Here is a 21,214-nt window from a genome sequence, read left to right as displayed (position 1 = left end):
CTTTGCCTCAGTCGGTGTAGCCGAACTTCGCCGAACGGGTTTCCTGCGACTGGCTTCGCGTAGCGAGGCAGTAATACAACGGGCACGTCACCACCAGCCCCACCAGCCACGACAGGTCCGCGCCCTCCACCAGATTGGCATACGGTCCGACGTACAGTGAAGTATTGGCGAATGGCAGTTGCACGATGATGCCGATGAAGTAGGCAATGATCGCATGCAGGTTGAAGCGACCGTAGATGCCGCCGTCGGCCCGGAAGATCGAGGCGATGTCATAGCGACGACGCTTGATCAGGTAAAAGTCGATCAGGTTGATCGAGGCCCACGGCACCAGCACCAGCAAAAGCGCCAGAATCAGGCCGATGAATTGCGAAATGAAATTCGCCGAGGCCCCCAGCGCCACCACGCAGCAACCCGCCAGCACGATGCCCGACAACACCACGCGCACCTTGATGCTGGGCGTCCATTGGCTGGCGAAGGTCTGGATCGAGGTGATGATCGACAGCACTGCGCCATACAGATTCAAGGCGTTGTGGCTGATGATGTTGAGCAGGAACAACACCATCAGGATCGGCCCCAGCCAACCGGTGGACTGCTTGACCGCCGCCATCGCCTCGGTGCCTTCCGGGGTCGCCAGTACCGCCACGGCGCCGAAGGTGAACGACAGGATCGTGCCCAGGGTCGCCCCCAGATACGTGGCCCAGAATGGCTTGGCGATCCCAATATCCGCAGGCAGGTAACGCGAGTAGTCCGACACATACGGCGAGAAGCTGATCTGCCAGATGATGCCCAGCGACACCGTGGCCAGCCAGCCGGACAGGTTGAACCCGCCGCGAGTGAAGAAGTCCGCCGGCAGATCATGGGCGAAGATATAGAGGAAACCGGCGAGCAAGGCACCGCCCATCACCCAGGTGCCGATGCGGTTCAGGGTATGGATGAAGCGATAACCGATCACCCCGATGGCCGTGGCGCTTAAGGCGCCGATGAGAATGCTGGCCGGCACCGGAACCGACGGCGCAATGCCGACAATCGATTTGCCTGCCAGCACGATGTTGGAAATGAAGAAACCGATGTAGATCAATGCCGCGAAGAACACGATCAGCAGCGCGCCATAGCGGCCGAACTGACCACGGCTCTGCACCATCTGCGGGATGCCCATGCACGGTCCCTGGGCCGACGCCAGCGCAATCACTACGCCGCCGACCATGTGCCCGAGGGCAATCGCCAGCAACCCCCAGAACAGATTGAGGTGGAACACCTGGACCACCATGGCGCCGGTGACGATGGGCAGTGGCGCGATATTGGTGCTGAACCACAGGGTGAAAAGATCGCGGGCCTTCCCGTGGCGCTCTGCGAGTGGAACGTAGTCGACCGTGTGATTCTCGATCAACGGGTCTTGCCGGGACATCTGGGACATGTGCATGAACTCGAGTTTGTCTGTTCTTATCTTTGTATGAAGCCAAACCGGGGGGACTCTATGGCCGCCCCTCAGATGCGGACCATATTATGGTATTCCAAACTTTAAACAAGACTGATCCGGTCTTTGAACAAGCATCTGAGCCGGCATCCTGCCCGATCCACGCCAGCGTTTGCTAGCTTAAAGCCCAGCAATCATTGGGTTCCAGACGAAAGCCTTACGTTTATCGGTTCACCTAAAAAGACCTTGCAATCGATGTATTACGGTATACCATCAGACCTATAAACACATAAAAACGCGTCACACCACCCGAGGACCGTCCAATGATCGATGCCGCCATCTACAAACAAGTCATGGGTTCGTTCCCGTCCGGAGTGACCGTGATCACCACCCTGGATGACGACGGGCAAATCGTCGGCCTGACCGCCAGCGCCTTCAGCTCGCTGTCGATGGACCCGGCTCTGGTGCTGTTCTGCCCCAACTACAGCTCCGATTCCTACCCGGTCCTGATCAAGAACAAACGTTTTGCCATCCACGTGCTTTCCGGCGGCCAGCAAAACGAAGCCTATGCCTTCGCGCGCAAAGGCAAGGACAAGGCCCAGGGGATCGAGTGGACGCTCAGCGAGCTGGGCAACCCGATTCTGGCCAATGCAACGGCGGTCATCGAATGTGAGCTGTGGCGCGAATATGAAGGCGGTGACCACGCCATCATGGTCGGCGCGGTGAAAAACCTGATCGTGCCCCGCCAGAGCAGCGGGCCACTGGTGTATTGCCACGGCAAGATGGGCGCCCTGCCCGTTCTGGCCTGATCTCCGCCTTGTGGGAGCGAGCCTGCTCGCGAAGACGGTTTGTCAGTCACATCCACATGGCCCGGCAGACCGCTTTCGCGAGCAAGCTCGCTCCCACAGGTTGCTCACTGACCAGTGAGAAACATTTGCACAGATTTCGTATTATGGTATACCAATAATCAACAGGCCCGCGATCGACTGGCCGACAACAATAGATCCGAGGTAAGCGTCATGAAGTTTTCCCTGTTCGTACACATGGAACGTTGGGACGAGAGCGTCAGCCACCGCCAGTTGTTCGAAGACCTGACCGAACTGACGCTGATGGCCGAGGCCGGTGGTTTCAGCACCGTGTGGATCGGTGAACACCACTCCATGGAATACACCATCTCGCCAAGCCCGATGCCGCTGCTGGCTTACCTGGCGGGCAAGACCACCACCATTCACCTGGGCGCCGGCACCATCATCGCGCCGTTCTGGCATCCGCTGCGTGTGGCCGGTGAATGCGCGTTGCTCGATGTGATCAGCAACGGACGCATGGAAGTCGGCCTGGCCCGTGGCGCCTACCAGATCGAGTTCGACCGTATGGCCGGCGGCATGCCGGCCTCCTCTGGCGGCCAGGCGTTGCGGGAAATGGTTCCGGTGGTGCGGGCTTTGTGGAACGGCGACTACGCCCATGACGGCGACATCTGGAAATTCCCGACCTCCACCAGCGTACCCAAGCCGATCCAGCAGCCGAACCCGCCGATGTGGATCGCCGCCCGCGACCCGGACTCGCACAACTTCGCCGTAGCCAACGGTTGCAACGTCATGGTCACGCCGTTGATGAAAGGCGACGAGGAAGTCCTCGACCTGAAGAACAAATTCCAGGCCGCGCTCGACAACAACCCCGGCGTGCCGCGACCGCAACTGATGGTACTGCGTCACACCCACGTGCACACCGCCGACGATCCTCAAGGCTGGGAAGTCGGGGCCAAGGCAATCTCCAGGTTCTATCGCACCTTCGATGCCTGGTTCGGCAACAAGACCACCCCGGTCAATGGCTTCCTCGCGCCGAGCCCGGAAGAGAAATTCGCCGGTCGCCCTGAGTTCGAACTGGAAAGCCTGCACAAGACCGCCATGATCGGTACCCCGGAAGAAATCATTCCGCGCATCAAGTACTACCAGGAACTGGGGGTCGACGAATTCAGCTTCTGGTGCGATAACAGCCTGCCCCACGCGGAAAAGAAAAAATCCCTGGAGCTGTTCATCAAGCATGTGGTGCCAGCGTTCCGCTGATTGCGCCGCCCTGCTCCCCGGACGCGAAGCCGGGGGTCAGCACACCTCAACTGTGGGAGCGAGCTTGCTCGCGATGGACGCCAACGATAACGCGGGCCATCTGAATGACCGCGTTGTCCAGAGTTTTTCGCGAGCAGGCTCGCTCCTACGAGGGTCGATTCCAATGATGACTGGTCGCCTCCCATCACTCGCCCTTCCCTCCGGCGCCGCGCGGGCTTACCTGCGCGGTGAATGGACCGCTTCGCACCTGCATTTCAAGCGCCTGCGCGCCAGCGTTTCGGCCAAGCAGAACGGTTTCTGGCAAATAGTTCACTGAGCCCACCCGAACAGCCAATCACGCACCCCGCGTCTCGCCATTGCATGGCGCGTACGGTGCATCGTGTTTCGTCTTGATCAGGTTTGCCCAATGAACAATAACAACGCGCTGTTGATCATCGACATGCAGCAGGAGGACGGCTTCGTCCTGGAAAACTTCGACACAGTGGCTACCAATACCGCCACCCTGCTCGATACCGCCCGCCATCAGCGGATGCCTGTCATCTATACCCGCCACATCAATCAGGCCGACGGCAGTGACCTGCCCCACGGCGAACCTCTGGCCGCCGACGGTGGCCCCGGCAGTTACCGCGCCGGCACCCGCCAAGTGGAAATCATCGAGTCACTGACGCCTCAGCCCGGTGAGTTGATCATCGACAAGGGCCGTTACAGTGCCTTCCACCGCACCGACCTCGATGCCCGACTCAAGGCAATGGAGGTCGACACGCTGATCGTCTGCGGCGTGTTGACCGACGTCTGCGTGCTGACCAGCGTGTTCGATGCCTTCGCCCTGGGTTATCGCGTGCGCCTGGTCAGCGATGCCTGCACCACGACCACCGAGGCCGGGCATTACTCTGCCCTGCTGATCATGGCCAACTGGGTCTACGCGCTGGAAATCCTCACCACGACCGAGTGCCAGCGCGCCCTGCAACAGCTCGATCACATCAGCCTGATCCCCGAGCAGCCGGACCTGTTTGCCCACCAGCCCCATGAGCTGCAAAGCACCATCGCCCGTCTGCAATCCCACCTCGTCCGGACTCAGGAGTGATCGCCATGCAAGTCGAAAAAAGAAGCATCGATTTCATCCCCGAAACCGAACGTCACGGCAAACCGGGTTCGCTGTTCTACATCTGGTTCGGCGCCAACATGAACATCACCACCATTGCATCCGGCGTGTTGCCGGTGGTGATGGGACTCAACCTGTTCTGGAGTGCGCTGGCGATCATCATCGGCTCGTTGCTGGGGGCGATTTTCATGGCCTCCCACTCGGCCCAGGGACCAAAGCTGGGCATTCCGCAAATGATCCAGAGCCGGGCACAATTCGGCGTGTTGGGGGCGGTGTTGCCGCTGCTGTTCGTGATGCTGATCTACCTGGGTTTCTTCGTCAGCAACACCTTGCTCGCGGCCCAGGCGCTGGAGTCCGTCAGCCCACTGCCGATGTCCGGCAATATCTACCTGATCGGCGCGTTGTGCTTCGTCGTCGCGCTCTATGGCTATCGGTTGATTCACCGCTTGCAGAAGCTGCTGTCGATTCTGTCGCTGGTGGTGTTCGTGGCCGCCACGGTGCTCGCCTTGCAGTTGCCGATCCCGGCCGAACAATGGCTGCCAACAGGCTTCTCGCTGTCGAAGTTCCTGGTGGCGGTGAGCATTGCCGTGACCTGGCAACTGTCCTATGCACCTTATGTCGCCGACTATTCGCGCTACCTGCCGAGCAACACGCCCACCGCCCAGGTGTTCTGGTACAGCTACGCCGGCACGGTCAGCGGCGGCGCGTGGATGATGATTCTCGGGGCGATCCTGAGCGTCGGCATCGGCGACTTTTCCAGCAACGTCGGCGGGCATGTCGCCGGTCTGTTCGGCGCTGGCGCGGTGCTGCTGTTCGCCTTCATCGTCTACGGCCAGGTGTCGATCAATGTGTTCAACCTGTACGGCGCGTTCATGTCGACCATCACCGTGATCGAACCTTTCGCCCGGCTCAAGGTGACCCCGCGGGTACGCGGTGTGTTCATGCTGCTGATCAGCCTGCTGGCCACGGCCCTGTGCACCATCAGTCAGGACGACTTCATCAGCTTCTTCCTCAACTTCATCTTCTTCATGAGCTACTTCCTGATCCCGTGGACGGCGATCAATCTGGTGGACTACTACTGCCTGCGCAAAGGCCAATACCGGATTGACGACATCTTCGACTTGAACGGGATCTACGGGCGGGTCAACCGGATTGCCTGCGGCAGTTTCCTGCTGGCGATTGCCCTGGAAATTCCGTTCATGAACACCACGCTGTATGTCGGCCCGGTGGCCACGGCGCTGGAGGGAGTGGACCTGGCGTGGATCGTCGGGTTGCTGGTGCCGGCGCTGAGTTATTACTGGCTGATGAAGCTCGGCAAGCGAGCGCCGATGATGGAGTCAGCGGCCGACTAAATTTCAGGCAAAAAAAATCCCAGGCAGCTGATGGACGCCTGGGATTTAAAAATGCATAAACCGTGGTGGTGAACGCGGCGCGGATATTACGGAATATTTCGGCCTGTAACAAGATATTTTTATTCACTATCCAGTTACTAAACGCTCTAACCCATTAAATATCCACATATTTTCTAAGGGCGACTACAGGAACCAGCGATACTCCCGCGCGCTGATGTCATGCAGAAATGCCAGATGATCCTGACGCTTGTTTTCGCAGTAGACGTCCACGAACTCCGCCCCCAAGCCTTCGCGCAGCACTGCATGATTTTGCATGGACTGCACCGCTTCGAGCATTTCCAATGGAAAATCGATGCCACTGCCGCGGTCTTCGTTGAGCGGTGCAATTGGCTCGCGCTCCCCTTCCAGACCTTGCTCCAACCCCACCAGAATCGCCGCCAACGCCAGATAAGGATTGGCATCGGCGCCGGCCAGACGATGTTCAATGCGCAGGTTCTTGATGTCCGACTCCGGAATCCGCAAGCAGGCATCGCGATCCTCGAAGCCCCAACTGGCGCGGGACGCGACGTTCACCGTGCCGCTCAGGCGGCGCATGGCATTGTGGTTCGGGGCAAAAATCGGCATGCAGTGCGGCAACACATCCAGGCAACCGGCCACCGCATGGCGCAACGCCCGCTGGCCGTTCGCCGCCAGCAGGTTGTTGCCGGCCTGGTCATACAGGCTGACATGCACGTGCATGCCGCTGCCGGGGTGTTGCAAGTAAGGTTTGGCCATGAAGCTGGCGCGCAGGTTGTGCTTGAGCGCCACGCCCCGGGTGCTGCGGCAGAACAGAGCCGCCCAGTCGGCGGCGCGCAGGCCGTCATCGCAATGGCCGAAGTTGATTTCGAACTGGCCCGGGCCGAGCTCGGCGGTGATCACCGTGGCATCGACGCCCTGGGCTCGTGCCGTCTCGACCATTTCATCGAGCACCGGGGCGAAGCGCGACAAGCGCTCGATGTGCATGTTCGGCTGATCGTCGGCATCGCCGGTCAACTCATCACGGGGAAATTGCGGCAAGCCGTCCTTCAAGCGGCTGTCGAACAGGTAAAATTCCAGCTCGAAGGCCACCACCGGGAAAATGCCTTTGCGGTGCAGACGGTCCAGCACCCGCGCCAGCACTTCACGGGGTTCGAATTCGATGGGTTTTTCGGTGCCGTCGGAGGTGATCAGCATCTGGCCCAAGGGCTGCTTTTCCCAGCTCACCAGTTTTAGCGTGCCGGGCACCAAACGGCGCAGCGCGTCCGGATCACCATCGTTGAAGCAGTAATCGCCGATCTTGAACAGCCCACCCTGGGTGCCGAGCAGCACGCAGTTCTGCGGCAGCTTCAATGCACTGCCGGCAGCGACTTTTTCCAGCATCTCGATCGGGTAGCGCTTGCCGTAGAAATGCCCCGGAATGTCCAGGGAGATCAAGTCGACGTAACGCACTTCGGGGTTGCAGTGGCGGAAGTTGCGAACCTCGGCCAGCAGTTCAGAGCACACAGCATCCATCGTTTTGTTCCTTGTTGTTATCAGGTGTAAACCCAAAGCACGCGGGTCAGTTGGTCGGACAGGTTGCCGTAGCGGCAGTGCGCATGGCTGGCCAGTTGAAAGCTGTCGCCGGGGTGCAGGGTCACCGGCTCGTTGTCGTCGAGCCACAGGGTCAGTTCCCCTTCCAGGACATAACCGCCCTGCTCGGAGCTGTCCTTCATGTGCCGGTCACCGCTGCTGGCACCGGGTTCGAGCTGGCTTTCGAGCATCGAGAACGACGCGCGCATTTTCGGCGAAACGAGGATGTCGGTGATGCCGTCGGCGTAATACAGCGTGCGGCGCTCGTCCGGGCGAGTGACCCAGGACAAGGCCATGGGTTTGGGCAGGCTGTAGAAATAGGTGGTCGGCACCCCTAGGGTTTCGCTGATGGCGGTCAGGTCCGCCACCGTCGGGCGCGACAGGCCGCGCTCGACCTGGGACAGAAAACCCACGGAGCGGCCGATTTTGTCCGCCAGTTCCTTCAGGGTGTACTTCTTGTGTTTGCGCAGGTCCTGGATCAGGATCGCCAGCGCCGAGATCTCTTCTTGCATGTCCATCTAGAGGCTTCCAGAAAGTGTCGCTTCAAATGCTGTCGCGCAGTCGATACCAGGCCTTGCCGATGGCTTCCAGCGGCGCGGCCAGGTATTTGCCGCCGGGAAAACTGCCGTTGTTCAGGCCCTGGTACAGGGACAACTCGTCGGGCTGACCGAGTACCGCGTCGGACACCGCCCTCGCCGCGGCCAGTGTTGGCAGCACGCCATGCCCGGAATACCCCTGCATCCAGTACAGATCGCCACGGCGGCCGATATCCGGTGTGCGCTTGAGGGTCAGGTCGATGTGGCCGCCCCAGGCAAACTCCAGATCGACGCCGGTGAGTTGCGGGAACACGCGCTCCAGGAACGGCCGGGTCGCAGCAGCGATGTCCTTGGGCATGCCGCCCAGGTAAGTGCAACCGCCGCCGAACAGCAGGCGGTTATCCGGGGTGCGGCGGAAATAATCGAGTACGAACTGGTTGTCGGTCACGCACACATTGCTCGGCAACAGCGCGGTGGCTAACTCCTTCGTCAGCGGCGCGGTCGCGACCTGATACGTCCCGACCGGCAACACGCAACTGGCCAGTTGCGGGTCGAGTCGATCGAGGTAAGCGTTGCACGCCAGCACCAGCACATCGGTGCGAATACGACCGCGCTCGGTGGTCACCACAAACCCGTCGCCCTCCTCGCGATAGCTCAGCGCCTTGCTTTGCTCGTGGATGCGGCCACCGGACCGCTCGATCGCATCCGCAAGGCCCAGGGCCAGTTTCAGCGGATTCAAATGCCCGCCCTCGGGATCGAACAGGCCGGCCTGATAACGCTCGCTGGCAACCCACTGCGGCAAATCGCTGCGCTCGATAAATTGCAGTTTGTCGTGGCCCCACTTGTGGCTCGCCTCGTGTTGCCACTCGGTCAGCAGGCCTACCCGACGGGGCATCACCGAGGTCCAGAGATGACCGGCGCGGTAGTCGCAATCGAACTCATGGCGGCCGGGCAAGTCACGCAGCTCGCGCGCGGCCCAGCGCATGCCGTCCCACAAGCGCCGCGCCCGTTCGTAACCCAGCGCCGCTTCCAGCGGTGGCATGTCGCACGACCAGCCGAGAATCGCCTGACCGCCATTACGCCCGGACGCGGCCCAGGCCACCCGGCTGGCTTCGAGCAAGGTCACGCGCTTGCCGGCCAGCGCCAGACGCAAAGCCGTGTGCAATCCACTGAACCCGGCCCCGATGATCAGCACTTCGGTGTCTTGTTCACCTTCCAGTACGGCTCGATTGACCAGACGATCGGCGCAGGTATGGGCGTAGTAACTGGCGACATGCCGGGTGGATTGCTGAAACATACGGCCTCGTGAAATTTTGTATTTTTAATTTCATGAAAAAATACACGGTAAATTTCACACAAGCAATCAACGCGTAAAAAATCCCGCTCAGGCGAACCCGAGCGGGATGTTTTTATTCAGACGTGATGTTCGAATCTATCAGGCCACGGGAATCATCGGATCCGCCGAAGCCAGCGCCGAGGCGCGATCAGCCGCCGGTGGGTAGATCCACTGGGTGTTGATCTGAGTCTTCAATGCCTTGGCTTCGTGCTTGACCAATTTGACCTGACGATCCCAACCCTCGGTGTACACCGCGCCCCAAGCGCCCAGATCGAGGCAGGTCACGTATTTCGGCTGGCTGTACGGCGTCGGGTCAACACCGAGAAGCAGCGCGGCGACATTGTTGCCGGCATGGCGGCCCAGCGAAATAGCATGCTGACAGGTCATCAAGGCGTAGTTGCCGATCTCGTCACTGGCCGCATAGGCGACGTCGCCGGTAGCGAAGATGTCGTTCTGGCCAATGACTTTCAGGTGCGCGTCGACATGCAGACGGCCCAGGTGATCACGTTCGGCAGGAATCTGCTCGGTCAGGGAGCTGGCGCGAACGCCGGTGGTCCAGACCACGGTTTTTGCATCGATGCGAGCACCGTCGGACAGGGTGACACCGTCGGCATCGACCGACACAACCGAAGCTTTCAAGTGCCATTGCACGCCGGTCGCCACGCTGGCCTCAACGATCGATTCGGCGATTTGCTCACCCATCGAGCCGCCCACTTTATCGCCGCGGTCCACGATGATCACATTGATGTCGGCACGGTCGCCGAAGATGGCCCGCAGGCGAGTCGGCATTTCAGTCGCCGTTTCGATCCCGGTGAAACCGCCACCGGCCACCACCACCGTGTTGCGCGCCTTGCTTTCGGGCTGGCTGGCCAGCGCCTTGAGGTGGTTTTCCAGGCGAACGGCCTGCTCGATCTGATCGACATCGAAGGCATGTTCGGCCACGCCCGGAGTGCTCGACGAAGCCAAGCGACTGCCGGTAGCCAGAACGAGTTTGTCGTAGCTGCAGACTTGTCGGGTCCCTGCGGCATCGACATAGCCGACCTGCTTTTGCTCGACGTTGATGGTCTGCGCCGCGCCCTTGATGAACCTGACCCCTACAGCATCAAACAGATCGCCAATCGGCGCGGCCAGTTGATGGGCATTCGGTTCGTAGAAGCGCGGACGCACACGGAGTTCGGCCTGAGGCGCCAGCACGGTCACTTCAACATCGTTGTGGCCGTGAATGTCGAACAGGCGCGTGGCACTCAATGCGGTCCACATGCCACCGAAACCTGCGCCGATCACCAGAATGTGCTGTTTCATTTTTTGACTCCTGGGGGGGAATGACCAAGTGTTGAAAATCGTTGAGCGGTTTAAGGACCGACGCGGGCTTGTACCCAGATAAGCGTCTGCCACTGCGACCGAGCAACTACGACTGTATTGATCCTAGTTAAATCCCGCAACAGGTTTTTATCGAGGGCTGCCACCGAAAAACGTGAGCCATGACCTGACCCCCATGTATTCAGCGCATCACAGGAGTGTTTTGCTGTCATGAAAAAAGATCCAACGAGAAGGGATTCGTTGCCTTGCTTGCTCTCGGCTGTTAGAATTTGCGACTAATTCAGTCGGAGATTTGCATGTCTCTTTACAGCGCGGGTGTCGAATACGGCATCCACTGCCTGCTTTTTCTGGTGGGTAATGGCGGCGACTCGCGCGAAGCGAGCGTGCGCGACCTTGCCGATCTGCAAGGCGTCCCTCAGGACTATCTGGCGAAAATCTTCACCAAGCTGGCCAAGGCCAGACTGGTGGTCGCCACCGAAGGCGTGCGCGGTGGCTTCAAGCTGGCCCGGCCCGCTGACGAAATCACCTTGCTGGATATCGTCAATGCCATCGACGGCCGCAAGTCGATTTTCGATTGTCGGGAGATCCGTGGTCGTTGCGCCGTGTTTGACGGTGCCCCGCCTGAATGGGCACTGGAGGGTCTGTGCGCGATCAATGGCGCGATGATGGTTGCGCAAAAACGCATGGAAGAGGCCCTCGCGCAACAAACCATCCTCGACATCGCCAGGAAATTCGGGCGCAAGGCCCCGCCAGAGTTCGGCGTCAAAGTGGAAAGCTGGATGAACGAGCGCCGGGAACGCAAAAGTGCCGCCCAGGCCAGTGAGCAAATCATTCCGACGACCAACCTTTCAGACTGATCCACACAAAAAAAAACCGGATGCGCGCCAGGCATCCGGTTTTTTTCTGGATTCAGGCGAACATCGGTCGCTGACCGATTTTCAGCCTCCCGCGCTTACAAACAGTCGCGCACGATTTTGCGCAGGTCGCCGGACTTGGCCCAAGGTGGCCCCTGATACAGCGAAACCCGGCTGCCTTCCTTGTACTTCACGATATCCAGCACTTCGTCGGCCGTGATCACGCTGGGCGCGGTGATGCGGAATCCGTTGGATATCGAAACCTGGGTCGTATTCGATACTTCCTTTTGCCAGGCAGGCAACACGCACGCCGCATACTCTTTTGGCGTCTTCTCGCTGTGCTTGCTGACATTCGGCTCACCCGGTACCAACGAAGCCGGCAACGAGCACCCGCCCAGCAATGCCAACACGACTCCCCCCATCAACATCCGCATGCTGTTTCCTTTAATTTGAAATAAGAAAATGTAGCTCGCCGTCGTCCCTACAGCCATCCCCAACGATTCAGCGACTGTCATTGATATCGCTTGCCCCGGTTAGTTCCTTGAATTCAGATAATCCATCCATCTTTCGCAGGCGTCATGCTGGCGTTGTGTGACTTGCTCCCATTGCGGCTCGCTGAGTTGATGCGCCGATATCAATTGCATCGTCTCGTTGGTCGCCGCCTCCAGGTCAGCGATCAATTCCTGGGCCATGGCCCTGAAATCATCGATTGTGGTCATTTTACGTCGCCCCCGCAGGAACAATCAGCACTTGAGTAGGACAGCTTATTTTTTCGTTCACTGTAGTTTTCCCGACCAAAGGAGACCTCGCTGACTCAGACGAACACAACATACGGCGCGGTAAACAGGTCTAAAATTTTGGTGTGCAAAGTTCAGGAGGTCATCATGTGGCTTAACAAATCGGAACAGGAACTTCGGCGCGATCTGCAAGGGCTTGCGTCAGATTTGCGCTGGTCGGCCGTCGAGCTGTTGCGCATCGAGCAGCAATTGCGCCTGCTCGGGAGCGAAGTCGACGCGCAAGCCGTTCAAAGACTGTGTTCTTTATTTCAGGGCGATGAAGAAAAACTGTCCGGCTACGCCGAGGAAGTGAAGGCCAAGGTCATTAGCCGCAACAAGGCTCAATAGCGGGAGCGCTGCCATGAACAGACCTCTATTCACGCTGGTCGTCGTACTGACCGCGTTGGCAGGCTGCAGCACCAACTCGATCTACAAGGATCAGCCGCTGGTCGCGAAAGTCGACACCGGCATGACCCAGGAGCAAGTCCGGCAAATCGGCGGCCAGCCACTGGCGGTCAGCGATCGTAGCGTCGAACCCGGTACGTGCTTTGACTACAAACTGACTCATGCCGACCATCAACAGCCGTACAACGTCAGTTTCGATAGCCGCGGCATGGTCGACCACAAGAGCTTCATGACCTGCGCGGAATGGAGCCACACGCAGCAAAAGGCCCGGGAACCCTCCCGCCCCAGCGGAGGCGGCGGCTACTAGCGCCCTTAAGGATTTTGCAGGCTGTAGGAGCGAGCTTGCTCGCGATGGACTCAAACGCGGCGGGTTTAGCCAGGAAACCCGCGTTATCGTTAGCGACCATCGCGAGCAAGCTCGCTCCTACAGGGGGGCTTCATTTTCCCGCTGGCCTGCCGGCACGTGCCCTGTAGCCGGGCAGCGATGCGGCAAATGCCAGCGCTTCTTCCCGACTGGCAAACGAGCCAAGTCGGTCACCCTGGGTACATACCCGCCAGGGGCCGTTGTTCACGCTGAGTACGTCATAACCATTCATGTGCATCTTGTTCAACATCGGAACGCTCATAGTCACCTCCTCTCGGGCAGTGATCTCAGGTTGACTTGCCTACCTTACACCCACCCTTGTCCAAAATACCGACCAGACGTCGCCATGGAAATTCCCGAAATCGATTGCACTTTTCCTCGCATTGCCCCCTCGAATTACTCGTAAAGTGCTCAATCGGCCCTGGCCCGAATGCTGCGTTTCAATGCCTGCACCATCTCAACCGGCCATTAGGTAATCAATGAAAGTACGCGCAACGATCATCTTCGAGCAGGAAAGGCATGTACTGCTGGTACGCAAGCGAGGAGGACGCTGGACGCTGCCCGGCGGCAAGCTTGAACAGGGTGAAAGCGCAGCCGATGCCGCCGTTCGTGAGCTGCTGGAGGAAACCGGCCTGCGGGTCGACGAGTTGATATACGTGCTGGAACTGGAATCGGGCGGCACCCGACACCACGTATTCGAGGTGTCGGTGCTGAATCTGGAGCAATTGCGGCCGCTGAACGAAATCACCGATTGCATCTGGCACCCGCTTGATGCGCTACACAACCTGAACATCAGCGACACCATGCGCAGTATTGTCAGCACCTTTGTGCGCCGCTTGTAGGCTCTAGCCTTTGGCCAACGCCGTCGCAGCCCTGTCGATCAAGGCCGCCACTTCGGCGGGCATCGACGCCAATGACGCGTGGCTGGCATTCAAGGTCAGGATCTCCCTGGCGTTGAGCCGCTCCGCCATCCATTGCTGGTTCTGTGGCGCGATCATCCGGTCTGCGGTCGAAATCTGATACCACGATGGCTTTTTCTTCCAGGCCACCGTGCCAATAGTGTCACCGAAGGTACTCGCCAGCGGCGCTTTCTGGGTGATACCCATGACCAACCCTTCGGTCGCCGGCAGGTCCTGACAGAAGCTTTCGTGGTAGAGCTCAGGCTTGACCCACAAGTATCCGTCGCTGTCGGGAGCCAGGTTGGCCGCCGCCGCTGGTAGATGCCGTTGCGTGATGCCACCGGGGCTTTCACCGGCGTCCGGTGCGAACGCGGCGATGTACACCAGGCCCACCACATTCGGTAAATCACCCGCTTCGGTGATCACCGCGCCGCCATAGGAATGCCCCACCAGCAGCACCGGACCGGGCACCTGGGCGACCATCTTGCGCGTACGCTCGGCATCATCGGCCAGCGAAGTCAGCGGCAACTCGACGGCACGAATGCGCGTGTCACCACGGCTGACCAATTTAACGATGACCTTGTTCCAGTGGGCAGCGCCGCCCCAAAAACCATGGACCAGCACGATCGTGGGTTTATCACTCATCACCATGACTCCGTTTGCCGATGGGGTTGTCTGTCGTTCGCCTCAGCCCTGATCGCCGCCGCCCACGGGCATGACCATGCCGGTGATATAGGACGCGTCGTCGCTGGCCAGAAACAGAATAGCCCCCGCCTGCTCATCCAGGGTGCCGTAGCGTTTCATCAAACTGCTGTCGAGGGTCTGGTCGACAATCTGCTGGTACCAGAGTTTTTCCTGCTCACTCTGCTCGGCACCATTGCGGGGTATGCGTCGCGGCGGTGCTTCGGTGCCACCAGGCGCCGTCGCATTGACTCGCACGCCGCGACCGGCGGTTTCGAATGCCAGACAAGCGGTCAAGGCATTGACCCCACCCTTTGCCGCACCGTAGGGCACGCGGTTGAGGCTGCGGGTGGCGATGGAGGAAACGTTGACGATCGCACCGCTGCCCTGCTGCAACATGAACGGCAGCGCGGCATGGCAACACCACAAGGTCGGGAACAGCGAACGGCGAACCTCGGCCTCGATCTGTGACGCTTCATAGTGCTCGAACGGCTTGGCCCAGATCGTCCCGCCGACGTTATTGACCAGCACATCGAGGCGACTGAAGCGCTCGACGGCGGTTTGCATCACCCGACTGCATTCCTCGTATTGCTCAAGGTCGGCGGTCAGGGCCAGTACCTGGGTGGTTGGCGCCAACTGTTGCTGGACTTCGAACACCAGGTCGGAGCGATCCACCAGGATCAGCTTCGCCCCTTCGGCGGCCATACGCTCGGCCACCCGCCGCCCGATACCTTGGGCGGCACCGGTGATCAGGGCGACTTTTTCGTGAAATCTGTTCATGTGTACCTCATGAAGAAGGTTGCCGTTCAACTGTGGGAGCGAGCTTGCTCGCGAAGAGGTCCTTCCAGTCGACATATCTGGTGACTGTCAGACCGCTATCGCGAGCAAGCCCGCTCCCACAGGGGGTATTTACCAAGCAAGGGAAATCGCCTGCGACTCACGCCGCGCTGGCAGCAAATTTTTCGTAGTAGAAATTTGCTGGCTTGATGCCTTGCTCGCCAATGTACCGGCTGACGGCTTCGACCATCGGCGGCGGGCCGCACAGGTAGACGTCGACGTCGCCATCGTTCAAATGCCTGGGCTCGATGTGCTGGGTCACATAGCCCTTGAGCGGGTGTTGGCTCTCGGGGCTGGCGACGCAGGCGCTGAAGGTGAAGTTGGGGATGCGCGCGGCAAAGGCTTCGAGGCGGTCGAGTTCCACCAGGTCGAAATCGTGGGTCACGCCGTAGATCAGATGCAGCGGGTGATCGCTGCCCTGCTCGGCGATCTTCTCCAGCATCGCGGTGAACGGCGCCAGCCCGGTGCCACCGGCCAGCAGCAACAACGGCCGACGGATGTCGCGCAGGTAGAAGCTGCCCAAGGGACCGGCCAGGCTCATGCAGTCGCCGGCCTTGGCCATGCCGGTGAGGAAGCTGCTCATCAGGCCACCCGGCACGTTGCGGATCAGGAAACTGACCTCACCGTCGCGTTGCAACGAGCTGAACGAATAGGCACGGGTCTGCTCGCTGCCGGGAATCCCCAGGTTCACGTATTGCCCCGGCAGGAACGCCAGTTTGCTCAGGGATTCGCCCTTGATCGACAGCGCGATAGTGCTGTCGGACAGTTGGCGCACGGCACTGATGGTCGCGTCATAACTGGCCTGACGGGTGCGGCAAACCTGCGAGGACGTCGGTACGCGCACCACGCAATCGCTCTGCGCACGCATCTGGCAGGTCAGGACAAAACCCTGCTCGGCCTCTTCAGGGCTGAGGGCGTCTTCGATGTACTCCTCGCCCAGATCGTAGGTGCCGGCTTCGGCAAAACACTTGCAGGTACCGCAAGCACCGTCGCGGCAGTCCAGCGGGATGTTGATGCCCTGGCGGTACGCGGCATCGGCCACGGTTTCGCCGACGTTGGCGTCGATGAACCGGGTGACGCCGTCTTCAAAATTGAACGCAATGGAATGGGTCATGACGGCAGTCTCACAAGTGGTAGACATCGATGACCTGGCGAACGTAATCGTTCTTCAGAATCACTTTCTTGGCCTTGATCAGCGGATTTTCACCGCGCACGTCGAGGGTGTAGAAACTGCTGCCGAAATAGCTGTCGACGGTCTTGTAGCGAAAACTCAGGGTGTGCCAGTTGAAGCGCACCTTGCACAGTCCGTCGGCCTGTTCGAGCAGCTCGATGTTGCTGATGTTGTGGGAGGTGCGGGTGTCCGGCACGCTGGCGCTGGAGCGCTCGGTCTTGATGCGGAAGACGCGGTCTTCAAGGCCCGTGCGGTTGCCGTACCAGATCAGCGAGATTTCCCGCTGCGGGTCTTCGGTCAATTCGTCGTTGTCGTCCCAGGACGGCATCCAGAATGTCGCGTCGGGGGCGTACAGCTCCAGCCACTCGTCCCACTGGCGGTCGTCGAGGTAGCGCGCTTCGCGGTAGAGGAAATCGCGCACGGCATCGTAAGAAATGGTCATTACACGTCCTCCACGGCGATCAGTTTCGACTGCTCGGCCGCCAGGGCCTTGAGCATGGTCTGCTGCCAGTATTTGTGTTGCAGCACGAACAGGCCTTCGTCCTCGGTGCGCACGCCGCTGAGCAGCGGATGCAGGTCGATTTCTTTTGCAGCCTCGTCAGCACCTTCAATCCAGTGCTCGGCGCCACGGGACATGTCGTTCCAGGTGGTGACGCTGCCCTGGTAGCTGGTCTGGCAGGAGCGGAACTCTTCCAGATCGTCGGGCGTTGCCATGCCGCTGACGTTGAAGAAATCCTCGTACTGGCGAATCCGGCTCGAACGGGCATGGTCGCTCTCGCCTTTGGGGGCGATGCAGTAGATGGTGATTTCCGTGCGGTTGACCGAGATCGGCCGGGCAATGCGGATCTGCGAGCTGAACTGGTCCATCAGGTACACGTTCGGGTACAGGCACAGGTTGCGCGAGTTCTCGATCATCCAGTCGGCGCGGGCCTTGCCGAAGTCTTGCGCCAGCTCATCGCGGCGCTCGTACAGTGGACGGTCCTCGGGGTTGGCCCAACGGGTCCAGAGCAGCATGTGGCCCTTGTCGAAGGAATAGAAACCACCGCCCTGCTTGGCCCAGCTGCCGGCGCTCATGGTCGGGTTGGTGTCGCCGGCTTCGCGCTGCTTGCGCTGGTTCTGGGTGGCCGCGTAGTTCCAGTGCACGGAGCTGACGTGGTAGCCATCGGCGCCGTTCTCGGCGGTGAGTTTCCAGTTGCCTTCGTAGATGTAGCTGGAGGAGCCACGCAGCACCTCCAGGCCATCGGCGGACTGGTCGACGATCATGTCGATGATCTTCGCCGACTCGCCCAGGTGTTCGACCAGTGGCAGCACATCGGCTTTCAGGCTGCCGAACAGGAAGCCGCGATAGGACTCGAACCGCGCAACCTTGGTCAGGTCGTGGGAGCCTTCGCAGTTGAAACTCGACGGGTATCCGGCGTTGGCCGGGTCCTTGACCTTGAGCAGCTTGCCGGAGTTGTTGAAAGTCCAGCCGTGGAACGGGCAGGTGTAGGAGCTCTTGTTGCCGGACTTGTGCCGGCACAGGGTCGCGCCGCGATGGCTGCAGGCGTTGATAAAGGCGTTGAGCACACCGTCCTTGTTGCGCGCGATGAAGATCGACTGGCGCCCCATGGTGGTGGTGTAGAAATCGTTGATGTTGGGGATCTGGCTTTCGTGGGCCAGATACAGCCAGTTGCCTTCGAAGATGTGTTCCATCTCCAGATCGAACAACCGGGGGTCGGTGAACATCTCGCGCTTGCAGCGATAGAGGCCTTGCTCGGGATCGTCTTCAAGCAGGGAATGCAAATATTCGGGTCGCAGGGTCATGGCCGCCGCCTCCATTGTTATTGTTCAGGCAGGGGTCATGCTAGGACGGGGGGTCAGGCTGGAATATCCGCGCAGTGCAGATCTTTATCCGTTTTGTGCAGTGTGTTTTTTGTAGGAGCGAGCTTGCTCGCGAAAAACCTGAGAGCACTGCGGGGTGTCAGGTTCCCCGCGTCATCGTTGACCTCCATCGCGAGCAGGCTCGCTCCTACAGTAGATCGGGTACATCCGCGAGCGACTGGTCGACTACAAGGCCGCCATTGCTGGCGCCTCAATGCCGGCGCTTGAGGGTATCGGACGGCAATTCGCCGAACTGCTTGCGGTAGCTGTCGGAGAACCGGCCCAGGTGCAGGAAGCCGTAATCCATTGCCACTTCGGTGACGTTGCGCACGTTGCAGGTCGGATCGCTGAGGCAGGCGTTGATGCGTTCCAGGCGTTTCTGGCGTAGATAGTTTTTCGGCGTGAGGCCGGCATTTCGCTCGAACAATCCGTACAACGAGCGCAGGCTCATGTGGGCCTGGCGCGCCAGTTCTTCGCTGTCGATGTCCTGCTTGAGGTTATTGGCGATGTAGTCGGCAATCGCCTCGAACGTGGCCGTCTGCGAGCCCAGTTCGAGGCGGCTGACGTTGGTTTTCATCAAGCTGAGCATCTTGCTGACGATGATCTGCGTGTAATGCTCCTGGACCCTGGGGATCTGCTCGGTGGATTCGGCCTCCTGGCAGATCATCGCCAACAGGTTGACGAAGCCTTCCAGTTCATCGAGCTGATAACGGTTTTCCAGAAACCGCACGCCCTGCCCCGGATAGCGCCAGCGCTGCTCATCGCAGACCGATTCAAACAAGCGGGTCGGGACTTTGAGGATGAATTTTTCGCAATCGGCGGAGTACGTCAGGTCCACCGGATCGTCAGGATTGATCAGCAGCAATTCGCCGGGAGCGAAGTAATGTTCCTGGCCGTGGCCACGCCACAGGCAATTGCCGCGCAGCAGCACTTGCAGGTGATAGATGCTGTCCAGCGCACCGGACGTCACCCGCACACTGGCACCGTAGCTGATGCGGCACAGGTCGAGGCTGGCGAACTTGCGATGGTCAAGGCTGGCCAGCGGGCTGCCGGCACGGGGCATGAGAATGCAGTGATTACCGACGTGCTGATTGACGTAGCCCGACACCGCATAGGGGTCGGCATGGTCGAAAACTCTGCTGCGCTGACTCAACAGTTGAGCTTGCATCATCGGGTCACTCTCGTTGTTGTTATAGGTTGCGTCGGGCCATTCTAGAACACTGCATCAGTCCCTTGAGATTTTCCAGACAGTTAGCCGAAACCCTTGTGGGAGCGAGCTTGCTCGCGATGACGGAGTGCCAGTCAACAGGGATGTTGAATGTAAAACCGCTATCGCGAGCAAGCTCGCTCCCACAGAGTGGTGATCCCACAGGGTCGTGCTATCAGTCTTCCAGTGCGCGAACCCGCTCGTGGCGCTGCTGTTCTTCAGGCTGAGCCGAGGACTGCAGGGTGAAATCGAAGTCGATTTCGGCAAAGCGACCGCTCACACCATGGGCCGCCGCGCGCTGCTGATCGTCGCTGAAGGTGATTTTGGCGATCAGTTCGTCACGGGTGGCGTAGGCGAAATCGTCGTGCAGGTATTGATCGCCGTCAAGGTTGATCTGGGTGGTCAGGTGGCGATGATCCGGCGCGGAAATGAAGAAGTGCACGTGCGCTGGACGCTGGCCATGACGACCCAGTTGATCGAGCAGTTGCTGGGTCGGACCGTCCGGTGGGCAGCCATAGCCCGACGGCACGATGCTGCGGAAACGATAGCGGCCTTCGGCGTCGGTCACGATACGGCGACGCAGGTTGAATTCCGATTGCGTGGTGTCGAAGTACGAGTAGGTGCCACCGGTATTGGCGTGCCAGACATCCACCACGGCGCCGGCCAGGGGTTCGCCAGCGGTGTTGAACACGCGGCCTTGCATGAACAGGGTCACACCCGGATCGACGCCGTCGTCCAGACGCGCTTCGCCAACCGACAGCGGCGCACCCGCCACGTACAGCGGGCCTTCGATGGTGCGCGGCGTGCCACCGGATTTGCCGGCCTGCTCGTCTTCGGCGTCCATCAGCAGGTCGAGGTAGTGCTCCAGACCGAGACCGGCCACCACCAGCCCGGCTTCCTGGCGAGCGCCCAGCACGTTGAGGTAGTTGACGGCTTTCCAGAACTCTTCCGGGGTCACGGCCAGGTCTTCGATGATGTTCACCGAATCACGCAGGATGCGATAGACCAATGCCTTGGTCCGTGGGTTGCCGGCATCGTTGAGCAGGCCGCTGGCCTCTTCGAGAAATTTCTGGACTTCGGCAGTGTGGGAAATCTTGACGTTCATTTTGAAGGGTTCCTCATCTTGTAATTATTAGCGTAGCGCTGAACAGGCTGGGCTCAGCGGTCATCGTCACGAATGGAAGAAGGATGCCGGCACATCGCGTCGATTTCGATGGCCATGTACGGGAACAGTGGTAATTGCATCAGCAGGTCATGCAGTTCCTGAACGCTGTCGACATCGAACACGCTGTAGTTGGCGTAGTGCCCGGCGATGCGCCACAGGTGGCGCCACTTGCCCTGCTCTTGCAGGCGCTGGGCCAGGGCTTTCTCGTCAGCCTTGAGTTTGGCTGCCGCTTGCGGATTCATGTCGACCGGCAGATTCACGGTCATTTTTACGTGGAACAGCATA

At 59.9% G+C, this 21,214-nt stretch carries 25 protein-coding genes; 9 read left to right on the top strand and 16 right to left on the bottom strand.

What is annotated here, in order from left to right:
• Positions 1 to 7 precede the first annotated feature (7 nt).
• Positions 8 to 1,414: a purine-cytosine permease family protein gene (locus AC1Q6Y_RS25155; protein ID WP_492625388.1), complete on the bottom strand. Its 1,407-nt coding sequence runs from the start codon at positions 1,412 to 1,414 to the stop codon at positions 8 to 10.
• A 323-nt stretch (positions 1,415 to 1,737) separates the two neighbouring features.
• On the opposite strand from AC1Q6Y_RS25155, the gene AC1Q6Y_RS25150 reads away from it, so the two are divergent.
• The 5 genes from AC1Q6Y_RS25150 (at position 1,738) to AC1Q6Y_RS25130 (ending at position 5,931) form a co-directional block, all read left to right on the top strand.
• Positions 1,738 to 2,223: a flavin reductase family protein gene (locus AC1Q6Y_RS25150; RefSeq protein WP_008000480.1), complete on the top strand. Its 486-nt coding sequence runs from the start codon at positions 1,738 to 1,740 to the stop codon at positions 2,221 to 2,223.
• Between the two features lie 210 nt (positions 2,224 to 2,433).
• Positions 2,434 to 3,477, top strand: a complete 1,044-nt coding sequence (locus AC1Q6Y_RS25145; RefSeq protein ID WP_046043514.1) for an LLM class flavin-dependent oxidoreductase — start codon at positions 2,434 to 2,436, stop codon at positions 3,475 to 3,477.
• A 166-nt stretch (positions 3,478 to 3,643) separates the two neighbouring features.
• Positions 3,644 to 3,793 carry a hypothetical protein gene (locus AC1Q6Y_RS25140; protein WP_162130443.1) on the top strand — a complete coding sequence of 50 codons (150 nt, stop codon included), beginning with the start codon at positions 3,644 to 3,646 and terminating at the stop codon, positions 3,791 to 3,793.
• Between the two features lie 90 nt (positions 3,794 to 3,883).
• Positions 3,884 to 4,561 (top strand): cysteine hydrolase family protein, encoded by a 678-nt coding sequence (locus AC1Q6Y_RS25135; protein WP_223503070.1) that lies wholly within the window; start codon positions 3,884 to 3,886, stop codon positions 4,559 to 4,561.
• Between the two features lie 5 nt (positions 4,562 to 4,566).
• Positions 4,567 to 5,931 carry a purine-cytosine permease family protein gene (locus AC1Q6Y_RS25130; RefSeq protein WP_492625387.1) on the top strand — a complete coding sequence of 455 codons (1,365 nt, stop codon included), beginning with the start codon at positions 4,567 to 4,569 and terminating at the stop codon, positions 5,929 to 5,931.
• Positions 5,932 to 6,114: 183 nt separating this feature from the next.
• Here AC1Q6Y_RS25130 and AC1Q6Y_RS25125 read toward each other — a convergent pair whose 3' ends face one another.
• The 4 genes from AC1Q6Y_RS25125 to AC1Q6Y_RS25110 all read right to left on the bottom strand — a co-directional run bounded on the left by AC1Q6Y_RS25125 (position 6,115) and on the right by AC1Q6Y_RS25110 (position 10,692).
• Entirely contained in the window at positions 6,115 to 7,461 is a 1,347-nt protein-coding gene (locus AC1Q6Y_RS25125; protein ID WP_154910976.1) for a glutamine synthetase family protein, read from the bottom strand.
• Positions 7,462 to 7,481: 20 nt separating this feature from the next.
• On the bottom strand, positions 7,482 to 8,036 hold the full coding sequence (locus tag AC1Q6Y_RS25120) for a helix-turn-helix domain-containing protein (protein WP_008000492.1): 555 nt from the start codon (positions 8,034 to 8,036) through the stop codon (positions 7,482 to 7,484).
• Positions 8,037 to 8,061: 25 nt separating this feature from the next.
• Entirely contained in the window at positions 8,062 to 9,351 is a 1,290-nt protein-coding gene (locus AC1Q6Y_RS25115; protein ID WP_492625386.1) for an NAD(P)/FAD-dependent oxidoreductase, read from the bottom strand.
• A 138-nt stretch (positions 9,352 to 9,489) separates the two neighbouring features.
• Positions 9,490 to 10,692, bottom strand: coding sequence for an NAD(P)/FAD-dependent oxidoreductase (locus tag AC1Q6Y_RS25110; RefSeq protein WP_492625385.1), 1,203 nt, complete (start codon positions 10,690 to 10,692; stop codon positions 9,490 to 9,492).
• 314 nt (positions 10,693 to 11,006) lie between these two features.
• Between AC1Q6Y_RS25110 and AC1Q6Y_RS25105 the strand changes: the two genes are divergently transcribed.
• Positions 11,007 to 11,567, top strand: coding sequence for an RrF2 family transcriptional regulator (locus AC1Q6Y_RS25105; RefSeq protein ID WP_090454745.1), 561 nt, complete (start codon positions 11,007 to 11,009; stop codon positions 11,565 to 11,567).
• Between the two features lie 95 nt (positions 11,568 to 11,662).
• On the opposite strand, the gene AC1Q6Y_RS25100 is transcribed toward AC1Q6Y_RS25105, so the two are convergent.
• Both AC1Q6Y_RS25100 and AC1Q6Y_RS25095 read right to left on the bottom strand, forming a co-directional pair.
• A complete protein-coding gene (locus AC1Q6Y_RS25100) occupies positions 11,663 to 11,998 on the bottom strand; it encodes a hypothetical protein (protein WP_057715459.1) in 336 nt (111 codons plus the stop codon).
• 99 nt (positions 11,999 to 12,097) lie between these two features.
• The gene (locus AC1Q6Y_RS25095) at positions 12,098 to 12,283 is read right to left on the bottom strand and encodes a hypothetical protein (RefSeq protein ID WP_090454743.1); all 186 of its coding nucleotides are present in this window, start codon (positions 12,281 to 12,283) and stop codon (positions 12,098 to 12,100) included.
• Positions 12,284 to 12,448: 165 nt separating this feature from the next.
• On the opposite strand from AC1Q6Y_RS25095, the gene AC1Q6Y_RS25090 reads away from it, so the two are divergent.
• Positions 12,449 to 12,688 carry a hypothetical protein gene (locus AC1Q6Y_RS25090; protein ID WP_057715461.1) on the top strand — a complete coding sequence of 80 codons (240 nt, stop codon included), beginning with the start codon at positions 12,449 to 12,451 and terminating at the stop codon, positions 12,686 to 12,688.
• A 13-nt stretch (positions 12,689 to 12,701) separates the two neighbouring features.
• Positions 12,702 to 13,052, top strand: coding sequence for an osmotically-inducible lipoprotein OsmE (gene osmE, locus AC1Q6Y_RS25085; RefSeq protein ID WP_349736075.1), 351 nt, complete (start codon positions 12,702 to 12,704; stop codon positions 13,050 to 13,052).
• A gap of 130 nt (positions 13,053 to 13,182) precedes the next feature.
• Here osmE and AC1Q6Y_RS25080 read toward each other — a convergent pair whose 3' ends face one another.
• Positions 13,183 to 13,371: an SPOR domain-containing protein gene (locus AC1Q6Y_RS25080; RefSeq protein ID WP_150814965.1), complete on the bottom strand. Its 189-nt coding sequence runs from the start codon at positions 13,369 to 13,371 to the stop codon at positions 13,183 to 13,185.
• Between the two features lie 217 nt (positions 13,372 to 13,588).
• Here AC1Q6Y_RS25080 and AC1Q6Y_RS25075 point away from each other — a divergent pair, with 217 nt between their 5' ends.
• Positions 13,589 to 13,951: an NUDIX hydrolase gene (locus AC1Q6Y_RS25075; protein ID WP_407516104.1), complete on the top strand. Its 363-nt coding sequence runs from the start codon at positions 13,589 to 13,591 to the stop codon at positions 13,949 to 13,951.
• A gap of 3 nt (positions 13,952 to 13,954) precedes the next feature.
• Here AC1Q6Y_RS25075 and AC1Q6Y_RS25070 read toward each other — a convergent pair whose 3' ends face one another.
• The 8 genes from AC1Q6Y_RS25070 to catC form a co-directional block, all read right to left on the bottom strand.
• Complete coding sequence (locus tag AC1Q6Y_RS25070; RefSeq protein WP_218498326.1) at positions 13,955 to 14,653, bottom strand: alpha/beta hydrolase; 699 nt, start codon at positions 14,651 to 14,653, stop codon at positions 13,955 to 13,957.
• Between the two features lie 42 nt (positions 14,654 to 14,695).
• A complete protein-coding gene (locus AC1Q6Y_RS25065; RefSeq protein WP_090454739.1) occupies positions 14,696 to 15,469 on the bottom strand; it encodes a 1,6-dihydroxycyclohexa-2,4-diene-1-carboxylate dehydrogenase in 774 nt (257 codons plus the stop codon).
• Between the two features lie 157 nt (positions 15,470 to 15,626).
• Positions 15,627 to 16,640: a benzoate 1,2-dioxygenase electron transfer component BenC gene (gene benC / locus AC1Q6Y_RS25060; RefSeq protein WP_154910972.1), complete on the bottom strand. Its 1,014-nt coding sequence runs from the start codon at positions 16,638 to 16,640 to the stop codon at positions 15,627 to 15,629.
• 10 nt (positions 16,641 to 16,650) lie between these two features.
• Complete coding sequence (gene benB, locus AC1Q6Y_RS25055) at positions 16,651 to 17,139, bottom strand: benzoate 1,2-dioxygenase small subunit (protein WP_057715468.1); 489 nt, start codon at positions 17,137 to 17,139, stop codon at positions 16,651 to 16,653.
• Positions 17,139 to 18,500, bottom strand: a complete 1,362-nt coding sequence (gene benA / locus AC1Q6Y_RS25050; RefSeq protein WP_407516106.1) for a benzoate 1,2-dioxygenase large subunit — start codon at positions 18,498 to 18,500, stop codon at positions 17,139 to 17,141. Before benA ends, benB begins: the two co-directional genes overlap by 1 nt.
• Positions 18,501 to 18,768: 268 nt before the next feature.
• Positions 18,769 to 19,728, bottom strand: a complete 960-nt coding sequence (locus AC1Q6Y_RS25045) for an AraC family transcriptional regulator (RefSeq protein ID WP_057715470.1) — start codon at positions 19,726 to 19,728, stop codon at positions 18,769 to 18,771.
• Between the two features lie 211 nt (positions 19,729 to 19,939).
• On the bottom strand, positions 19,940 to 20,869 hold the full coding sequence (gene catA / locus AC1Q6Y_RS25040; RefSeq protein WP_102672559.1) for a catechol 1,2-dioxygenase: 930 nt from the start codon (positions 20,867 to 20,869) through the stop codon (positions 19,940 to 19,942).
• 53 nt (positions 20,870 to 20,922) lie between these two features.
• Positions 20,923 to 21,213 carry a muconolactone Delta-isomerase gene (catC, locus tag AC1Q6Y_RS25035; RefSeq protein WP_218432980.1) on the bottom strand — a complete coding sequence of 97 codons (291 nt, stop codon included), beginning with the start codon at positions 21,211 to 21,213 and terminating at the stop codon, positions 20,923 to 20,925.
• Position 21,214: the final 1 nt, after the last annotated feature.

This window comes from Pseudomonas sp. GW823-FHT06E10, assembly GCF_058794995.1.
Note: the sequence above shows the minus strand (reverse complement) of the source record. Positions and strands in the feature narration are given on the sequence as shown.

What these genes read in the sequence shown, in the direction of transcription:
- AC1Q6Y_RS25150 (WP_008000480.1), top strand. Translation starts at nt 1,738, where the DNA reads ATGATCGATGCCGCCATCTACAAACAAGTCATGGGTTCGTTCCCGTCC.
- AC1Q6Y_RS25110 (WP_492625385.1), bottom strand. Translation starts at nt 10,692, where the DNA reads ATGAAACAGCACATTCTGGTGATCGGCGCAGGTTTCGGTGGCATGTGG.
- AC1Q6Y_RS25140 (WP_162130443.1), top strand. Translation starts at nt 3,644, where the DNA reads ATGACTGGTCGCCTCCCATCACTCGCCCTTCCCTCCGGCGCCGCGCGG.
- AC1Q6Y_RS25100 (WP_057715459.1), bottom strand. Translation starts at nt 11,998, where the DNA reads ATGCGGATGTTGATGGGGGGAGTCGTGTTGGCATTGCTGGGCGGGTGC.
- catC (WP_218432980.1), bottom strand. Translation starts at nt 21,213, where the DNA reads ATGCTGTTCCACGTAAAAATGACCGTGAATCTGCCGGTCGACATGAAT.
- AC1Q6Y_RS25075 (WP_407516104.1), top strand. Translation starts at nt 13,589, where the DNA reads ATGAAAGTACGCGCAACGATCATCTTCGAGCAGGAAAGGCATGTACTG.
- benC (WP_154910972.1), bottom strand. Translation starts at nt 16,640, where the DNA reads ATGACCCATTCCATTGCGTTCAATTTTGAAGACGGCGTCACCCGGTTC.
- benA (WP_407516106.1), bottom strand. Translation starts at nt 18,500, where the DNA reads ATGACCCTGCGACCCGAATATTTGCATTCCCTGCTTGAAGACGATCCC.
- AC1Q6Y_RS25105 (WP_090454745.1), top strand. Translation starts at nt 11,007, where the DNA reads ATGTCTCTTTACAGCGCGGGTGTCGAATACGGCATCCACTGCCTGCTT.
- AC1Q6Y_RS25125 (WP_154910976.1), bottom strand. Translation starts at nt 7,461, where the DNA reads ATGGATGCTGTGTGCTCTGAACTGCTGGCCGAGGTTCGCAACTTCCGC.
- AC1Q6Y_RS25090 (WP_057715461.1), top strand. Translation starts at nt 12,449, where the DNA reads ATGTGGCTTAACAAATCGGAACAGGAACTTCGGCGCGATCTGCAAGGG.
- AC1Q6Y_RS25065 (WP_090454739.1), bottom strand. Translation starts at nt 15,469, where the DNA reads ATGAACAGATTTCACGAAAAAGTCGCCCTGATCACCGGTGCCGCCCAA.
- AC1Q6Y_RS25120 (WP_008000492.1), bottom strand. Translation starts at nt 8,036, where the DNA reads ATGGACATGCAAGAAGAGATCTCGGCGCTGGCGATCCTGATCCAGGAC.
- AC1Q6Y_RS25130 (WP_492625387.1), top strand. Translation starts at nt 4,567, where the DNA reads ATGCAAGTCGAAAAAAGAAGCATCGATTTCATCCCCGAAACCGAACGT.
- AC1Q6Y_RS25095 (WP_090454743.1), bottom strand. Translation starts at nt 12,283, where the DNA reads ATGACCACAATCGATGATTTCAGGGCCATGGCCCAGGAATTGATCGCT.
- AC1Q6Y_RS25145 (WP_046043514.1), top strand. Translation starts at nt 2,434, where the DNA reads ATGAAGTTTTCCCTGTTCGTACACATGGAACGTTGGGACGAGAGCGTC.
- AC1Q6Y_RS25080 (WP_150814965.1), bottom strand. Translation starts at nt 13,371, where the DNA reads ATGAGCGTTCCGATGTTGAACAAGATGCACATGAATGGTTATGACGTA.
- AC1Q6Y_RS25115 (WP_492625386.1), bottom strand. Translation starts at nt 9,351, where the DNA reads ATGTTTCAGCAATCCACCCGGCATGTCGCCAGTTACTACGCCCATACC.
- benB (WP_057715468.1), bottom strand. Translation starts at nt 17,139, where the DNA reads ATGACCATTTCTTACGATGCCGTGCGCGATTTCCTCTACCGCGAAGCG.
- AC1Q6Y_RS25135 (WP_223503070.1), top strand. Translation starts at nt 3,884, where the DNA reads ATGAACAATAACAACGCGCTGTTGATCATCGACATGCAGCAGGAGGAC.
- catA (WP_102672559.1), bottom strand. Translation starts at nt 20,869, where the DNA reads ATGAACGTCAAGATTTCCCACACTGCCGAAGTCCAGAAATTTCTCGAA.
- osmE (WP_349736075.1), top strand. Translation starts at nt 12,702, where the DNA reads ATGAACAGACCTCTATTCACGCTGGTCGTCGTACTGACCGCGTTGGCA.
- AC1Q6Y_RS25070 (WP_218498326.1), bottom strand. Translation starts at nt 14,653, where the DNA reads ATGAGTGATAAACCCACGATCGTGCTGGTCCATGGTTTTTGGGGCGGC.
- AC1Q6Y_RS25045 (WP_057715470.1), bottom strand. Translation starts at nt 19,728, where the DNA reads ATGATGCAAGCTCAACTGTTGAGTCAGCGCAGCAGAGTTTTCGACCAT.
- AC1Q6Y_RS25155 (WP_492625388.1), bottom strand. Translation starts at nt 1,414, where the DNA reads ATGTCCCAGATGTCCCGGCAAGACCCGTTGATCGAGAATCACACGGTC.